At 58.5% G+C, this 13789-nt stretch carries 10 protein-coding genes and 1 tRNA gene; 7 read left to right on the top strand and 4 right to left on the bottom strand.

Annotation, left to right across the window (positions count from 1 at the left end; genetic code table 11):
• Window positions 1-22: 22 nt before the first annotated feature.
• Both ACZ9IL_RS05725 and ACZ9IL_RS05720 read left to right on the top strand, forming a co-directional pair.
• On the top strand, window positions 23-1294 hold the full coding sequence (locus tag ACZ9IL_RS05725; RefSeq protein ID WP_476002640.1) for a YeaH/YhbH family protein: 1272 nt from the start codon (window positions 23-25) through the stop codon (window positions 1292-1294).
• 10 nt (window positions 1295-1304) lie between these two features.
• Window positions 1305-2825 (top strand): SpoVR family protein, encoded by a 1521-nt coding sequence (locus tag ACZ9IL_RS05720; protein ID WP_476002639.1) that lies wholly within the window; start codon window positions 1305-1307, stop codon window positions 2823-2825.
• Window positions 2826-2879: 54 nt separating this feature from the next.
• Here the strand turns inward: ACZ9IL_RS05720 and fadR are convergent, their stop codons facing one another.
• Window positions 2880-3593, bottom strand: coding sequence for a fatty acid metabolism transcriptional regulator FadR (gene fadR / locus ACZ9IL_RS05715; protein ID WP_476002638.1), 714 nt, complete (start codon window positions 3591-3593; stop codon window positions 2880-2882).
• A 333-nt stretch (window positions 3594-3926) separates the two neighbouring features.
• On the opposite strand from fadR, the gene nhaB reads away from it, so the two are divergent.
• Both nhaB and dsbB read left to right on the top strand, forming a co-directional pair.
• On the top strand, window positions 3927-5501 hold the full coding sequence (gene nhaB, locus ACZ9IL_RS05710) for a Na(+)/H(+) antiporter NhaB (RefSeq protein ID WP_476002637.1): 1575 nt from the start codon (window positions 3927-3929) through the stop codon (window positions 5499-5501).
• Window positions 5502-5586: 85 nt separating this feature from the next.
• Window positions 5587-6108 (top strand): disulfide bond formation protein DsbB, encoded by a 522-nt coding sequence (gene dsbB, locus ACZ9IL_RS05705; RefSeq protein ID WP_476002636.1) that lies wholly within the window; start codon window positions 5587-5589, stop codon window positions 6106-6108.
• Between the two features lie 63 nt (window positions 6109-6171).
• Here dsbB and ACZ9IL_RS05700 read toward each other — a convergent pair whose 3' ends face one another.
• The 3 genes from ACZ9IL_RS05700 to uvrB form a co-directional block, all read right to left on the bottom strand.
• Window positions 6172-6825, bottom strand: coding sequence for a DedA family protein (locus ACZ9IL_RS05700; RefSeq protein WP_476002635.1), 654 nt, complete (start codon window positions 6823-6825; stop codon window positions 6172-6174).
• A 150-nt stretch (window positions 6826-6975) separates the two neighbouring features.
• Window positions 6976-7248 (bottom strand): YkvA family protein, encoded by a 273-nt coding sequence (locus ACZ9IL_RS05695; protein ID WP_476002634.1) that lies wholly within the window; start codon window positions 7246-7248, stop codon window positions 6976-6978.
• Complete coding sequence (gene uvrB, locus ACZ9IL_RS05690; RefSeq protein WP_476002633.1) at window positions 7245-9257, bottom strand: excinuclease ABC subunit UvrB; 2013 nt, start codon at window positions 9255-9257, stop codon at window positions 7245-7247. The genes ACZ9IL_RS05695 and uvrB overlap by 4 nt, the downstream gene beginning before the upstream one ends.
• Before the next feature lie 132 nt (window positions 9258-9389).
• Here uvrB and ACZ9IL_RS05685 point away from each other — a divergent pair.
• The 3 genes from ACZ9IL_RS05685 (at window position 9390) to ACZ9IL_RS05675 (ending at window position 13646) form a co-directional block, all read left to right on the top strand.
• Window positions 9390-9465 (top strand) — tRNA-Asn (locus ACZ9IL_RS05685).
• A 774-nt stretch (window positions 9466-10239) separates the two neighbouring features.
• On the top strand, window positions 10240-11925 hold the full coding sequence (locus ACZ9IL_RS05680) for an aspartate:alanine antiporter (RefSeq protein WP_476002632.1): 1686 nt from the start codon (window positions 10240-10242) through the stop codon (window positions 11923-11925).
• A 191-nt stretch (window positions 11926-12116) separates the two neighbouring features.
• Complete coding sequence (locus ACZ9IL_RS05675) at window positions 12117-13646, top strand: MltF family protein (protein WP_476002631.1); 1530 nt, start codon at window positions 12117-12119, stop codon at window positions 13644-13646.
• Window positions 13647-13789: the final 143 nt, after the last annotated feature.

Below are 13789 nucleotides of genomic sequence, written 5' to 3'. Positions count from 1 at the left end.
CTGACCAGTTCAAGGGGGAGTTATGGCGCATTTTATCGACCGCAGGCTCAACGGCAAAAACAAAAGCGCTGTCAATCGGCAGCGCTTCATCCGCCGTTACAAGAAGCAGATCAAACAAGCGGTCTCGGATGCTGTCTCCAAGCGCAGCATTCAGGACGTAGACAAGGGCGAGAGCATCAGCATCCCGACAAAGGATATTGGCGAACCCCATTTCCATCAGGGGCAAGGCGGTAAACGGGAGATGGTTCACCCGGGCAACGATCAGTTCATCTCCGGCGACAAGATTGACCGTCCCAAGGGAGGTGGCGGAGGCCAGGGCTCCGGCGAGGGACAAGCCTCGGATCAGGGGGAAGGTGCTGACGACTTCGTGTTCCAGATCTCCAAGGATGAGTATCTGGACTTGCTGTTCGAAGATCTGGAGCTGCCACGGCTACAGAAGACCCAACTCAATCAGTTGATGGAGATGAAAACCTACCGCGCGGGCTACACCTCCAACGGAGTGCCGGCCAATATCAACGTGGTGCGCTCGCTGCAAAATTCGCTGGCGCGGCGCATGGCGTTGCAAGCAGGCAAGAAACGGCTACTGCGCGAGCTGGAGGAGCGCCTCGCCCTGCTCGCCACCGAGCCCAACGATCACTTTGCCGAAATGGCGCAGCTCGAGAAAGAGATCCGTGAACTGAAACGGCGGATCGATGCGGTGCCTTTCATCGACACCTTCGATCTCAAGTTCAACAACTTCGTCAAACGGCCCGTCCCCTCCAGCCAGGCGGTGATGTTCTGCCTGATGGACGTGTCAGGCTCCATGGATCAGGCCACCAAGGAGATGGCCAAACGCTTCTATATCCTGCTCTACCTGTTCCTCAGCCGAACCTACAAGAACGTGGAGGTGGTCTACATTCGCCACCACACCCAGGCCAAGGAAGTGGACGAGCATGAATTCTTCTACTCCCAGGAAACCGGCGGCACCATAGTCTCCAGCGCGCTCAAGATGATGAACGACATCATCAACGAACGTTACCCCGCCAATCAGTGGAATATCTATGCAGCGCAAGCCTCGGATGGGGATAACTGGGCCGATGATTCACCGCAGTGTCGAGAGATCCTGATGCGCGACATCATGCCAAGAGTGCGTTATTACTCCTACATCGAGATAACCACCCGCGCCCACCAGACCCTGTGGCACGAATATGAGTCGGTAGCCGGTCAATTCCCCCACTTTGCGATGGAGCACATTCGCAAGGTAGAGGACATCTATCCGGTCTTCCGGGAGCTGTTCAAGAAGCAAGCGGCTTGAGGGACGTCATATGGTAGAAACCGCGAGAAAAATAGCGCCGCTGGACGATGGTCCTGATTGGAACTTCGATCTGCTGGAAACTTATCACCAGGAGATTGCCCGGGTTGCCAAGTTTTATAAGCTGGATACCTATCCCAACCAGATCGAGGTGATCACCGCCGAACAGATGATGGATGCCTACTCCAGCGTGGGCATGCCCATCGGCTACCAGCACTGGTCCTTTGGCAAGCGCTTCATCCATACCGAGCGCAACTACAAACGTGGCCAGATGGGGTTGGCATATGAAATTGTCATCAACTCCGAGCCCTGCATCGCCTATCTGATGGAGGAGAACACCATGCCAATGCAGGCCTTGGTGATGGCCCATGCCTGCTATGGCCACAACTCCTTTTTCAAGAATAATTATCTGTTCAAGGCCTGGAGCGACGCTTCCTCCATCATCGATTACCTGTTGTTTGCCAAAAACTACATCACCGAATGTGAGGAAAAACACGGCATCGATGCGGTCGAGCGGCTGCTCGACTCCTGCCACGCCTTGATGAACTTCGGGGTGGATCGCTACAAGCGTCCCCAAAAGATCTCGCTGGCAGAAGAGAAGCGACGCCAGAAGGCGCGGGAAGACTACCTGCAGACTCAGGTCAACGAGCTGTGGCGCACCCTGCCCAAGCAACACAAGACCTCCGGGGTCGAGGACAGGCGCTATCCCCCTGAGCCACAAGAAAACATTCTCTACTTCATCGAGAAAAACGCGCCATTACTCGAACCATGGCAGCGCGAGATCGTGCGGATAGTGCGCAAGATAAGCCAGTACTTCTACCCGCAGAAGCAGACTCAGGTGATGAACGAAGGCTGGGCTACCTTCTGGCATTACAGCATCCTCAACCACCTCTATGACGAGGGAAAGATCAGCGATCGCTTCATGATAGAAGTGCTGCACAGCCACACCAATGTGGTATATCAGCCCCCCTACAACAGCCGCTACTACTCGGGGATCAATCCTTATGCCCTGGGCTTTGCCATGTTCACCGACTTGCGCCGCATCTGTGAGCACCCCACCGAGGAGGACAGATACTGGTTCCCCGACTATGCAGGAACGAACTGGGTGGAGACCTTGCATTTCGCCATGCAGAACTTCAAGGACGAGAGCTTCATCAGTCAGTTCCTGAGCCCCAAGGTGATGCGTGACATGAAGCTGTTTGCCATCGATGACGACGATCTGAAGAACTACCTCAAGGTGTCGGCCATCCATAACGAGGAAGGCTATCGATTGGTGCGCAGCGCCCTGTCCGCCCAATACAACTTGAGTAATCTGGAGCCCAACATTCAGGTATACAACGTGGCGGTGAAGGGCGATCGCTCCCTCACTCTGCGCTACGTCCCCCACAACCGGATCCCCCTTGGCGAATCGCGCCATGAAGTGCTCAAACATCTGCACCAGCTGTGGGGATTCGATGTGGTGCTGGAACAGGATAACGGGGAGCTGCCCGCCGACATCATAGGACGGTGCCCGGAGCGAAAAGGGAACAGCTGACATCAAAGCATAAAAAACGCGCCATCAGGCGCGTTTTTTCTTTGCAGAAACGACTCAGTTATCGCACAGGTTGCTCGGCATATCCTGGCGTAATCGAGTCCACAGCTTGCCAGACTCGATACCGTACTGGCGCACCGTCATGAACACAGCCTCGTGATTCTTGGTCTCGGCCAAGCCCAGCAGTGTCTTGTAATAGGCATCTGCCGTCTCACGCGCCTGCTTGTCGGAGAAATAATAACGTCCGACTCTGCTATACAAGCCCTTGAAACCATTCAGGATCAGGGCATAGATGGGGTTGCCTGAGGCAAACGAGAGCTGGTGGTGCAGACGATAATCGAACTCTGCGTAAGCTTCCGGGGAGTTATCTACCCCTTCTGCAGCACGCAGGATCTCGGCCGCCTGCTCGGGATTATTGCGAATGGCGCCACGAATAAAGATGGTGCAGATGTTGGTACGGGCAGACAGCAATTGCGCCACCAGATCCGGTACCTTGTCCTGATCGAGGCGTGCCAGGGTCTCCAGAATATTGAGACCCGAGGTTTCCCAGAAATTATTGACCTTGGTCGGTTTGCCGTGCTGGATGGTGAGCCAGCCATCACGGGCAAGACGCTGCAGCACTTCGCGCAAGGTGGTGCGAGTCACGCCAATCAGCTCGGACAGTTCGCGCTCCGCCGGCAGAATGGATCCAGGAGGAAAGCGATTGTTCCAGATGGACTCGATGATGTATTCCTCGGCAAACCCTGCGGGGCTCTGCGCTTTTATGACCATGTAGTGACTCTGTTGTAATGCGTAAAAAGGCTCACGAATAATAGCAAAGCCGGTCATGCTAGCAAGCAGAAGGTCAGTCCTCTGCTCACATTAACCCGATCTTTTTGTTAAAAATATGTATACAAAAATGCTATGGGTTTCAGTCAAGGCTGGTTGGTGGCGATAAAAACGCCACTCGGCTGGGCAATCGCCACCACCTTATTTATAGTTATCGCGCCTTTGATTAAAATCATGTGCAATCAATTTGATACAGGTGATTATCCGGATGCTCGGGTCGATCAGGCTCGACTGCATAGACGCAGATACCAACCACAGAAATAGAGAACCATCATCATGCCGATCAGCCTAGGGCGCGCGTTTGCAAAGAACTTTTTGGGCAATGCCCCCCAGTGGTACAAGCTTGCCATCGTCTCATTCTTGCTGATCAATCCGATCGTCTTTCACCATGATCCCTTCCTGGCTGGCTGGTTACTGGTTGTCGAATTCATCTTCACCCTGGCCATGGCACTCAAATGCTACCCGCTGCAACCCGGCGGCCTGCTCGCCATCGAAGCCGTATTGATCGGCATGACCTCGGCCAACCAGGTCAAGCATGAACTGGTGGCCAATATAGAGGTGCTGCTGTTGCTGGTGTTCATGGTGGCAGGCATCTACTTCATGAAGCAATTGCTGCTCTTTGTGTTCACCAAGATGCTGGTCCGCATCCACTCCAAGACACTGTTGTCCCTCGCATTTTGTCTGGTATCGGCATTTCTGTCCGCCTTCCTTGATGCCCTGACGGTGATTGCCGTGGTGATCAGTGTCGCCACCGGTTTCTACGCCATCTATCACAAGGTGGCCTCACGCGATGAGTCAGGCAGCCTGCATGACGATGACAGCAGCCTCGATGAACCCAGCCGCCAGCACCTGAACGAGTTTCGCGCCTTCCTGCGCAGCCTGATGATGCATGCCGCCATCGGCACCGCCCTGGGGGGTGTCTGCACCCTGGTGGGTGAGCCGCAAAACCTCATTATTGGCGAGCAGGCGGGCTGGCATTTCGGCGAATTCGCCATTCGCATGTCACCGGTGACCCTCCCGGTTTTCATCTGCGGTCTGCTCACCTGCATGCTGGTGGAAAAGTGCCGCTGGTTTGGCTATGGCACCAAGTTGCCCGAGCCCGTGCGCCGCATCATGGAGGCCTACGAGCGTGATGAAGATGCCCAGCGCTCTTCGCAAGAGAAGGCCAAGCTGCTCGTGCAGGCCCTGATCGCCCTCTGGCTGATCACCGGGCTCGCGTTACATCTGGCGGCCGTGGGCCTGATCGGCCTGAGCGTCATCGTGCTGGCGACCTCCTTCACCGGCATCACCGAGGAACATGCCCTCGGCAAGGCGTTCCATGAGGCCCTGCCCTTCACCGCGCTGCTCACCGTCTTCTTCAGCGTGGTGGCGGTGATCATCGATCAACAGCTGTTCAAACCGGTGATCCAATGGGTGCTCGCCGCCAAACCGGAGGATCAGCTCGCCCTCTTCTATCTGGCAAACGGCCTGCTCTCCATGGTCAGTGACAACGTCTTCGTCGGCACCGTCTACATCAACGAGGTGAAGACGGCCCTGCTCAATGGCGCCATCAGCCGTGAACAATTCGATCTGCTGGCGGTGGCCATCAACACCGGCACCAATCTGCCATCGGTCGCCACCCCCAACGGTCAGGCGGCCTTCCTGTTCATGCTGACCTCGGCACTGGCCCCTCTGCTGCGGCTCTCTTATGGGCGCATGGTATGGATGGCCCTGCCCTACACCCTGGTGCTGGGTCTGGTTGGCTTCTTCGCGGTGGAACAACTGCTCGCCCCTGCCACCGAATGGTTCTACCAGGCTGGCTGGTTGATGCCAAGCGGCGCCCTACCAACCCCGCTGCCACTGTCACACTGATGATGGAAGGGTCCTCGCGGACCCTTTCTTTTTACATCCGCCTCTGCTCTAATTCAGCCACTGTTTTCTCTGTGAGATCAATCAGATGATCGAGTTTCTTCGCCGTATTGCCAGCCATCGATTGGCCTGGGGACTGCTGGCCGCTTCCGCTCTGTGTTTCGAGTTGTGCGCCCTCTTCTTCCAGCATGTGCTGGGCTTGCACCCCTGTGTCATGTGCATCTATGAACGGATCGCCATCCTGGGGGTGATCGCGGCCGGCCTGCTCGGCATGGTGGCGCCCCAGAAAGGGTATGTCCGGTGGAGCGCCCTGCTGCTGTGGGGCTACAGCGCCTTCTGGGGCCTAAAACTGGCGCTCAAGCATGTTGATTACCAGCAAAATCCCTCCCCCTTCAACGTATGCGAAGGCTTCGTCGACTTCCCGAGCGGGGCACCGCTCGATCAGTGGATCCCCTGGCTGTTCTATCCGGACGGCGACTGCAGCGAGATCAGCTGGCAGTTCCTCAGCTTCTCCATGCCCCAGTGGCTGGTCGTCATCTTTGCCGCCTACCTGCTGGTGTTCGCCGTGGTGGCTATCGGCAACCTGGTCAAGGGCCGTTGCTGCAACTAAATATGTGGTTCGACCACGAAAAAGGGAGCCACTGGCTCCCTTTTTTATATCGGTGATCCTGACTCACGCACTGGGTTTGCCGGCACTGCGCCTGGCTTTAACCATGCCGATGACCATGGGCAACAGCGAGATCAGGATGATGCCGAAGATGAGCAGCGTGAAGTTCTGGCGCACCACCGGCAGGTTGCCGAAGAAGTGGCCGGCATAGACGAAGCTGATGACCCACAACAGTGCCCCCACCAGGTTGAATGCCAGGAAACGTGGATAGGTCATGGCCCCCATGCCCGCCACGAAGGGAGCGAAGGTACGCACGATCGGCATGAAACGGGTGATGATGATGGTCTTGCCACCGTGCTTGGCATAGAAGGCGTGCGTCTTGTCCAGATAATCGCGGCGGAAGATCTTGGAGTCCGGATTGCGGAACAGTTGCTCACCGAAGAAGTGGCCAATGGTGTAATTCACCACGTTGCCGAGCACGGCGGCGACGATCAGCACAGCCGCCAGGGTGTGCACATCCAGCACGCTGCCCACGGTGAGCGCCCCGGCGGCGAACAGCAGCGAGTCACCGGGCAGAAAGGGGGTCACTACCAGGCCGGTCTCACAGAAGATGATGAGGAACAGGATGGCGTACACCCAGACACCGTAGTTTTCAAACAGCTCTTTCAGATGCACGTCAACGTGCAACACAAAGTCAATCGCGAACAGGATCAGATCCATTTTGTATACCCATGAAGTGAACGGCGAGGAGTCTACGCCAATGGCTTGAGCGCCACAATCGGCGGCACCCGCGGCTCCTCAAGAAAACCCGCGCTCAGCCCATCTGTGTCAGGCTCATCTCGGAAGCGGGTCAATGGCAGAGCTCTGCTCTTATTCCAGCGTATCCAGCCCTTTTTTGACCTCGGCAGGCAGACAGGACTCCCAACCCCAGAGCAGCAACAACAGCAGGCTGATGTCATCGAACCAGCCAAACAGCGGCACCACGTCCGGGATGAGATCCACCGGGCTGATGCCGTAGATCAGGATGAGGATCACCAGCCCCTTGGCCCACCAGGGGGTGGCCGGGTGGCGAAAGCCAAAATAGAGGCGACGCAGCCGCCGCCAGATGAGCCAGCCCTTGCCGCTCGGCTTTTTGTTGCTCAACTCTCGATCAACTCGCTGCGCAGCCGCTGGATCTGATCCCGCATGGCCGCCGCCTGCTCGAACTCCAGATCCCGGGCATGCTGGAACATCTGCTCTTCCATCCGTTTGATCTCCTTGGCGATCTCGCTGGCGGAGCGGACATGGTATTCCCCTTGCGGCTCGGCCGCCTTGCGACTGCCCCTGCCCGCCTTGCCGGCGGTGCGACTTCCCCCCATGTCCATCACATCGCTCACCGACTTGTTGAGGCCCGTAGGCGTGATGCCGTGTTCGAGGTTGTGGGCATGCTGCAGAGCGCGGCGCCGCTCCGTCTCCTCAATGGCCACCTTCATGGAGTTGGTGATGGTGTCGCCATACAAGATGACCTTGCCGTTGAGGTTGCGGGCCGCCCGGCCTATGGTCTGGATCAGCGAGCGGGTAGAGCGCAGGAAGCCCTCCTTGTCCGCATCCAGGATGGCTACCAGCGAGACTTCCGGCATGTCGAGCCCTTCCCGCAGCAGGTTGATGCCCACCAGCACGTCGAACTTGCCGAGCCGCAGATCGCGAATGATCTCCACCCGCTCGACGGTGTCGATGTCCGAGTGCAGATACCGCACCCGCACGTCGTGCTCCGCCAGATATTCGGTCAAGTCTTCCGCCATCCGCTTGGTCAGGGTGGTGACCAGTACTCGCTCCTCCACCGCGACCCGCAGCCGGATCTCGGAGAGCAGATCGTCTACCTGGGTGGTGACCGGGCGCACCTCGATCTCGGGATCGAGCAGGCCGGTCGGGCGCACCACCTGCTGCACCACGTCGCCGCCGGACTTCTCCAGCTCGTAAGGACCAGGGGTAGCCGAGACAAACACCGTCTGCGGCATCAGCGCCTCGAATTCGTCGAACTTCAGCGGCCGGTTATCCAGCGCCGAAGGCAACCGGAAGCCGTACTCCACCAGGGTTTCCTTGCGGGATCTGTCGCCCTTGAACATGGCGCCTATCTGCGGCACCGTGACATGGGACTCGTCGATGATGAGCAGACCATCCCCCGGCAGATAGTCAAACAGGGTGGGCGGCGGCTCGCCGGGCGCGCGCCCCGACAGATAACGGCTGTAGTTCTCGATGCCGGAGCAATAGCCGAGCTCCTGCATCATCTCGATGTCGAACTGGGTACGCTGACTGATGCGCTGCTCCTCCACCAGCTTGTTGAGGGAGAGCAGTTGCTCACGACGCCCCTTGAGCTCCTCCTTGATGTGATCGATGGCCCCGAGTATGGTCTCGCGCGGTGTGGCGTAGTGGGTCTTGGGGTAGATGGTGTAGCGCACCACCGTCTGCTCGATGGCGCCGGTCAGAGGATCGAACTGGGAGAGCCGCTCCACCTCCTCGTCGAACAGCTCCACCCGCAGGGCCAGCTTGTCCGACTCGGCGGGGTAGATGTCGATCACCTCCCCCCGCACCCGGAAGGTGCCACGGCTGAAGGCCACATCGTTGCGGGTATATTGCAGCTCGGCGAGGCGGCGCAATATGTCCCGCTGGTTGATCACATCCCCGACCTTGAGGTGCAGCATCATGCTGAGATAGGCCTGGGGATCCCCCAGACCGTAGATGGCCGACACCGAGGCGACGATCACCACATCGCGCCGCTCCAGCAGCGCCTTGGTGGCCGACAGCCGCATCTGTTCGATGTGATCGTTGATGGAGGCATCCTTCTCGATGAAGGTGTCCGTGGTCGGCACATAGGCCTCGGGCTGGTAGTAGTCGTAATAAGAGACGAAATACTCCACCGAGTTGTCGGGGAAGAACTCCTTCATCTCCCCATAAAGCTGGGCCGCCAGCGTCTTGTTCGGCGCCAAAATCATGGTGGGCCTGTTCAGGGTGGCGATCACGTTGGCCATGGTGAAGGTCTTGCCCGAGCCGGTGACCCCGAGCAGGGTCTGATGGGCGAGCCCCGACTCGATGCCATCGAGTAGCCGGGCGATCGCCGCGGGCTGATCCCCCGCCGGTTCAAACTGGCTGGCCAACTGAAATAACTTGCTCATGACGACTCCCGGCAAAAAACAGCAAGAGTGGAGTGTACCCCGAGTTGGCGGACCTGGGTATCCACTCTGCCTGCCAAGCGGCTATTGACCTCGAAAAGCGAGCTCTGTATAGTGCGTCTCCTTGCCTGATGTTCCCCCGTAGTTCAGTCGGTAGAACGGCGGACTGTTAATCCGTATGTCACTGGTTCAAGTCCAGTCGGGGGAGCCAATTTCCTCACCACCTCGGTGCAAGTTATCCACTTTAGTGCTTTCCTCTGCCAATTTTAATGCACAAGCCGTCTCTCGCGGCGACACTCCCATTTGATCCCCCTCTCCCGAGCGACAGCGTTTTCTGCTGCTGCATATAACTATATGATTTTTATAGAAACATTTTTTTGCAGGTATTTTTTGAACAGTGCTTGCACCCCAGTATTGGCGCGGCCTACAGCCTGATTGCCAAGTTTCATTAACAGGCTTATCCACAGATTCTGTGGGTAAGTGCGTCAAGGCCAAGGCGGGCCTAGGTTGGTAGCGATTGTCTCCGACCGGACGACGACGTCCCCCTTCCTCGCCATTTTCTGCTGTTTTTCTCCTCCCCCCTAAATGGGTCTGATGCTGGTATTTAGCGCCGAGCGTCCCGGGCTTTTTTTCGCCATGCCCCGTGCCGTGGGTCACCACCTGTCGGGTGGGGAAAAGTGCCCGTTTACGCCCTTTCTGCCCAACCAGTTAAAAATGCTGAAAAGCATGCCCAGTTGCGCCCCACGCAGCAGGTAATAAATTGTCCACAGGGGCGGGAAGCTTGCGCCCCCTGATAGCAGAAATCACTAATTGACAGCGGCGCTGGCAGTGGGAAATAGAGGTCTTTTCCCTCCCGCCCCGAGTCCCGCTCCTCGCCTGCACCAGCCTGCCCACTTAACTGCCTGTTAATCCGCTTTGGGACTTCATTCTTGATGAGGGATGCTGCACAATATCGGCCCCACTTTTTTCCTCGGTTTTTCCGGGTATGACCATAGATTTCGTGACACTTCTACATCAAAGCGACTCCCTGCTGCTGTTCGTGGTACTGGCCTTCGGCCTGTTGCTCGGCAAGGTGCGCTTGGGCAACTTTCAGATTGGCAACACCATAGGGGTGCTGTTCACCGCCCTGCTGTTCGGCCAGATGGGGTTCGAGTTCACCGCCACCACGGAGAACGTCGGCTTCATGCTGTTCATCTTCTGCGTCGGCATCGAGGCCGGTCCCCACTTCTTCAGCGTCTTCCTGCGCGACGGCATTCACTACATCACCCTCACCCTGGTGATCCTGTTGACCGCCCTGTTGTTGACGGTGGGGCTCGCCAAGTTCTTCAACCTGGGGCCCGGCATGGCGGCGGGGATACTGGCGGGCTCGCTCACCTCGACTCCGGCGCTGGTTGGCGCCCAGGATGCCCTGCGCAGCGGCCTGCTCAACCTGCCCCATCAGACCGACATGCAGTCGGTGCTCGACAACATGGGCATCGGCTATGCGCTGACCTATCTGGTGGGTCTGGTGGGTCTGATGCTGGTGGTGCGCTACCTGCCCTCCCTGGCCGGGTTGGATCTGAACACCGAGGCACAGAAGATAGCCCGCGAGCGGGGGCTGTCGGACAGCGAGAGCCGCAAGACCTATCTGCCCATCATCCGCGCCTACCGCGTCGGTCCCGAGCTCGCCGCCTGGATCGGTGGCCGCACCCTGCGGGAGACCGGTATCTATCCCCACACCGGCTGCTACGTGGAGCGGATCCGCCGCAACGGCATCCTGGCAAGCCCGGACGGTGACGCCATCATCCAGGAAGGGGACGAGATCGCCCTGGTCGGTTACCCGGAGAGCCACGAGAAGCTCGACGTCAATTATCGCAACGGCAAGGAGGTGTTCGACCGCAACCTGCTCGATCTTCAGATCGTCACCGAAGAGATAGTGGTGAAGAACGATTCGGTGGTCGGCCGCCATCTGGTGGAGCTCAACCTCACCGAGAAGGGCTGCTTCCTCAACCGGGTGGTGCGCTCCCAGATCGAGATGCCGTTCGATCGCAACATCATGCTGCAGAAGGGCGACGTGCTGCAGATCAGCGGTGAGAAGCAGCGGGTCAAGCTGCTGGCCAACAAGATAGGCTTCATCAGCATCCACAGTCAGACCACGGATCTGGTGGCCTTCACCACCTTCTTCGTGCTGGGCCTGCTGATCGGCTCCGTCTCCCTGGTGTTCGGCCAGATCGAGTTCGGTCTCGGCAACGCCGTCGGCCTGTTGCTGGCGGGGATCCTGATGGGCTATCTGAGGGCCAACCATCCCACGGTCGGCTACGTGCCGCCCGGCGCCCTGCGCCTGGCCAAGGATCTGGGGCTCGCCGTGTTCATGGTGAGTACCGGTCTGAAAGCCGGTGGCGGCATCCTGGATCACCTGAGCGAGGTCGGTGCCGTGGTGCTCTTCTCCGGCATGTTGGTCACCACCCTGCCGGTGCTGGTGGGCTACCTGTTTGGGGTCTGGGTGCTGAAGATGAACCCGGCCCTGCTGCTCGGCGCCATCACCGGCGCCCGTACCTGCGCCCCGGCCATGGACGTGGTCAACGAGGCGGCCAACAGCTCTATTCCGGCGCTCGGCTATGCGGGCACCTATGCGGTGGCCAACGTCATGCTGACCCTGGCGGGCTCCTTTATCATCGGCTTCTGGTTTTAAACCGGGCCACGTAATCTGCCGATACAGGAAGGAGCACAAGGGCTCCTTCTTTTTTTATGCGCATTCGATCCCCACGTTCACCCAAGTGAGATAGCGGTAATCGTGCTATCAGCGCTTTGCAATCAAACCCAATGAGCTAAAGGGCCACCGAGCCGCCGCTTACACTCTATAAAACGAGTGAGGGGAACGTCATGAAACGCTTATGGATTGTCATGGTCTGGGTGCTCTGCTCCCTGGCCCCGGCCTGGAGCGCCGAACCAGCCAAACAAGCCGCAACGGAGGAGGAAGAGCGTAGCGCCCTGACCTTTGCCAGCGCCGAGCTATCCAAACCCATGCTGGGAGACCTCGATGCCATGCAGGAGCGACGCACCATCCGGGTGCTGACCACCTACAACAAGACCGGCTACTTCATCTATAAAGGAGTGCAGCGCGGCGTCACCTACGATGCCTTCATACAGATAGAGAAGCGACTCAACGAGCAGTTGCGCAAAGACAAGGCCATCAAGCGTCACCTCAAGCTGCACATCGTCTTCATCCCGGTCGCCCGCGAGGCTCTGCTGACCTCCCTCATCGAAGGCAAGGGCGACATCGCCGCCGCCAACCTCACCATCACGGACAAGCGCAAGCAGCAAGGGGTCGAATTCTCAACCCCCCTGATAGAGAACGTGCGCGAGCTGCTCATCTCGGGTCCCCAGTCTCCCAAGGTGGAGAGCCCCGCCGATCTGGGGGGTCAGAGCATCTTCGTCAGACCATCGTCCAGCTATTTCGAGAGCCTGCTTGCCTACAACGAGGCCCGCAAGGCGGCGGGCGAACCGCTCATCGACATCAAGCCGGCCTCGGAGGAGCTGGAAGACGAAGATCTGGTGGAGATGGTCAATGCGGGCTTGTTGCCCTTCATCGTCATGGATGAACACAAGGCGCGCTTCTGGAAGAAGATCTTCCCGGCCATCCAGATCCACGAGCAACCGGTATTTCGCGATGGGGGCGTCATCGCCTGGGCGGTGCGCAAGGAGAGCCCCAAGCTGCTCGCCATGCTCAACGATCAGATAAAAGCGCTGCGTGGCAAGGCGACGGGAGAAGAGATCCTGAGCCGTTATCTCAAGCAGAACAAATTCGTCAAGAGCGCCGCCGCCGACGCCGAGCGCAAGAAGTTCCTGCAGGTGGTGGATCTGTTTCGCGAGTACGGGGATCGCTACGACGTGGACTGGCTGCTGGTGGCGGCCCAGGGGTATCAGGAGTCGGCCCTCAACCAGAAGGCGCGCAGCCATGTCGGCGCCATCGGCATCATGCAGATCATGCCCGCCACCGGCAAGGGCTTGAAGGTGGGTGACATCCGCCAGATCGAGCCCAACATCCACGGCGGCGTCAAATACATGCGCTGGATGATAGATCACTACTATGCCGACGAACCCATGACCGCCCTCGACAAGGCCCTCTTCTCGTTCGCCTCCTACAATGCCGGCCCCGCCCGGGTGGCCAGGCTGCGGGCCGAGACCAAGAAGCGCGGGATGGATCCCAACGTCTGGTTCCATAACGTGGAGTACGTGGCGGCGGAAAAGATAGGCCCGGAGACCGTCACCTACGTGGGCAACATCTACAAGTACTACATCGCCTACAAGTTGGTGATGGAGCAACTGCAACTCAAGCAGAAAGCCGCAGACGCCATCAAGCAGCCAGACAAGCCCAGCGACAAGGCGCCCGCCAAGGAAGAGAAATCCTAGCGCCGCCCAGTCGTGGTGATGCCCGCCCGGACAGCAATGAGGCTTCTCCCAGGAGAAGCCTCATTCTTTATCAGCCCGGTATCAAGGACGACTATTCGCAGCCTCTGTGCCCGCTCCGGGCCACGATGCGGATTGCCCTAGTG

Source organism: Aeromonas sp. TECH754 (genome assembly GCF_056279295.1).
Note: the sequence above shows the minus strand (reverse complement) of the source record. Positions and strands in the feature narration are given on the sequence as shown.

Excerpts from the sequence above, each read along its gene's own strand:
- nhaB (WP_476002637.1), top strand. The coding sequence starts at position 3,927 with ATGCCGATCAGCCTAGGGCGCGCGTTTGCAAAGAACTTTTTGGGCAAT.
- fadR (WP_476002638.1), bottom strand. The coding sequence starts at position 3,593 with ATGGTCATAAAAGCGCAGAGCCCCGCAGGGTTTGCCGAGGAATACATC.
- ACZ9IL_RS05720 (WP_476002639.1), top strand. The coding sequence starts at position 1,305 with ATGGTAGAAACCGCGAGAAAAATAGCGCCGCTGGACGATGGTCCTGAT.
- dsbB (WP_476002636.1), top strand. The coding sequence starts at position 5,587 with ATGATCGAGTTTCTTCGCCGTATTGCCAGCCATCGATTGGCCTGGGGA.
- ACZ9IL_RS05700 (WP_476002635.1), bottom strand. The coding sequence starts at position 6,825 with ATGGATCTGATCCTGTTCGCGATTGACTTTGTGTTGCACGTTGACGTG.
- ACZ9IL_RS05725 (WP_476002640.1), top strand. The coding sequence starts at position 23 with ATGGCGCATTTTATCGACCGCAGGCTCAACGGCAAAAACAAAAGCGCT.
- uvrB (WP_476002633.1), bottom strand. The coding sequence starts at position 9,257 with ATGAGCAAGTTATTTCAGTTGGCCAGCCAGTTTGAACCGGCGGGGGAT.
- ACZ9IL_RS05680 (WP_476002632.1), top strand. The coding sequence starts at position 10,240 with ATGACCATAGATTTCGTGACACTTCTACATCAAAGCGACTCCCTGCTG.
- ACZ9IL_RS05675 (WP_476002631.1), top strand. The coding sequence starts at position 12,117 with ATGAAACGCTTATGGATTGTCATGGTCTGGGTGCTCTGCTCCCTGGCC.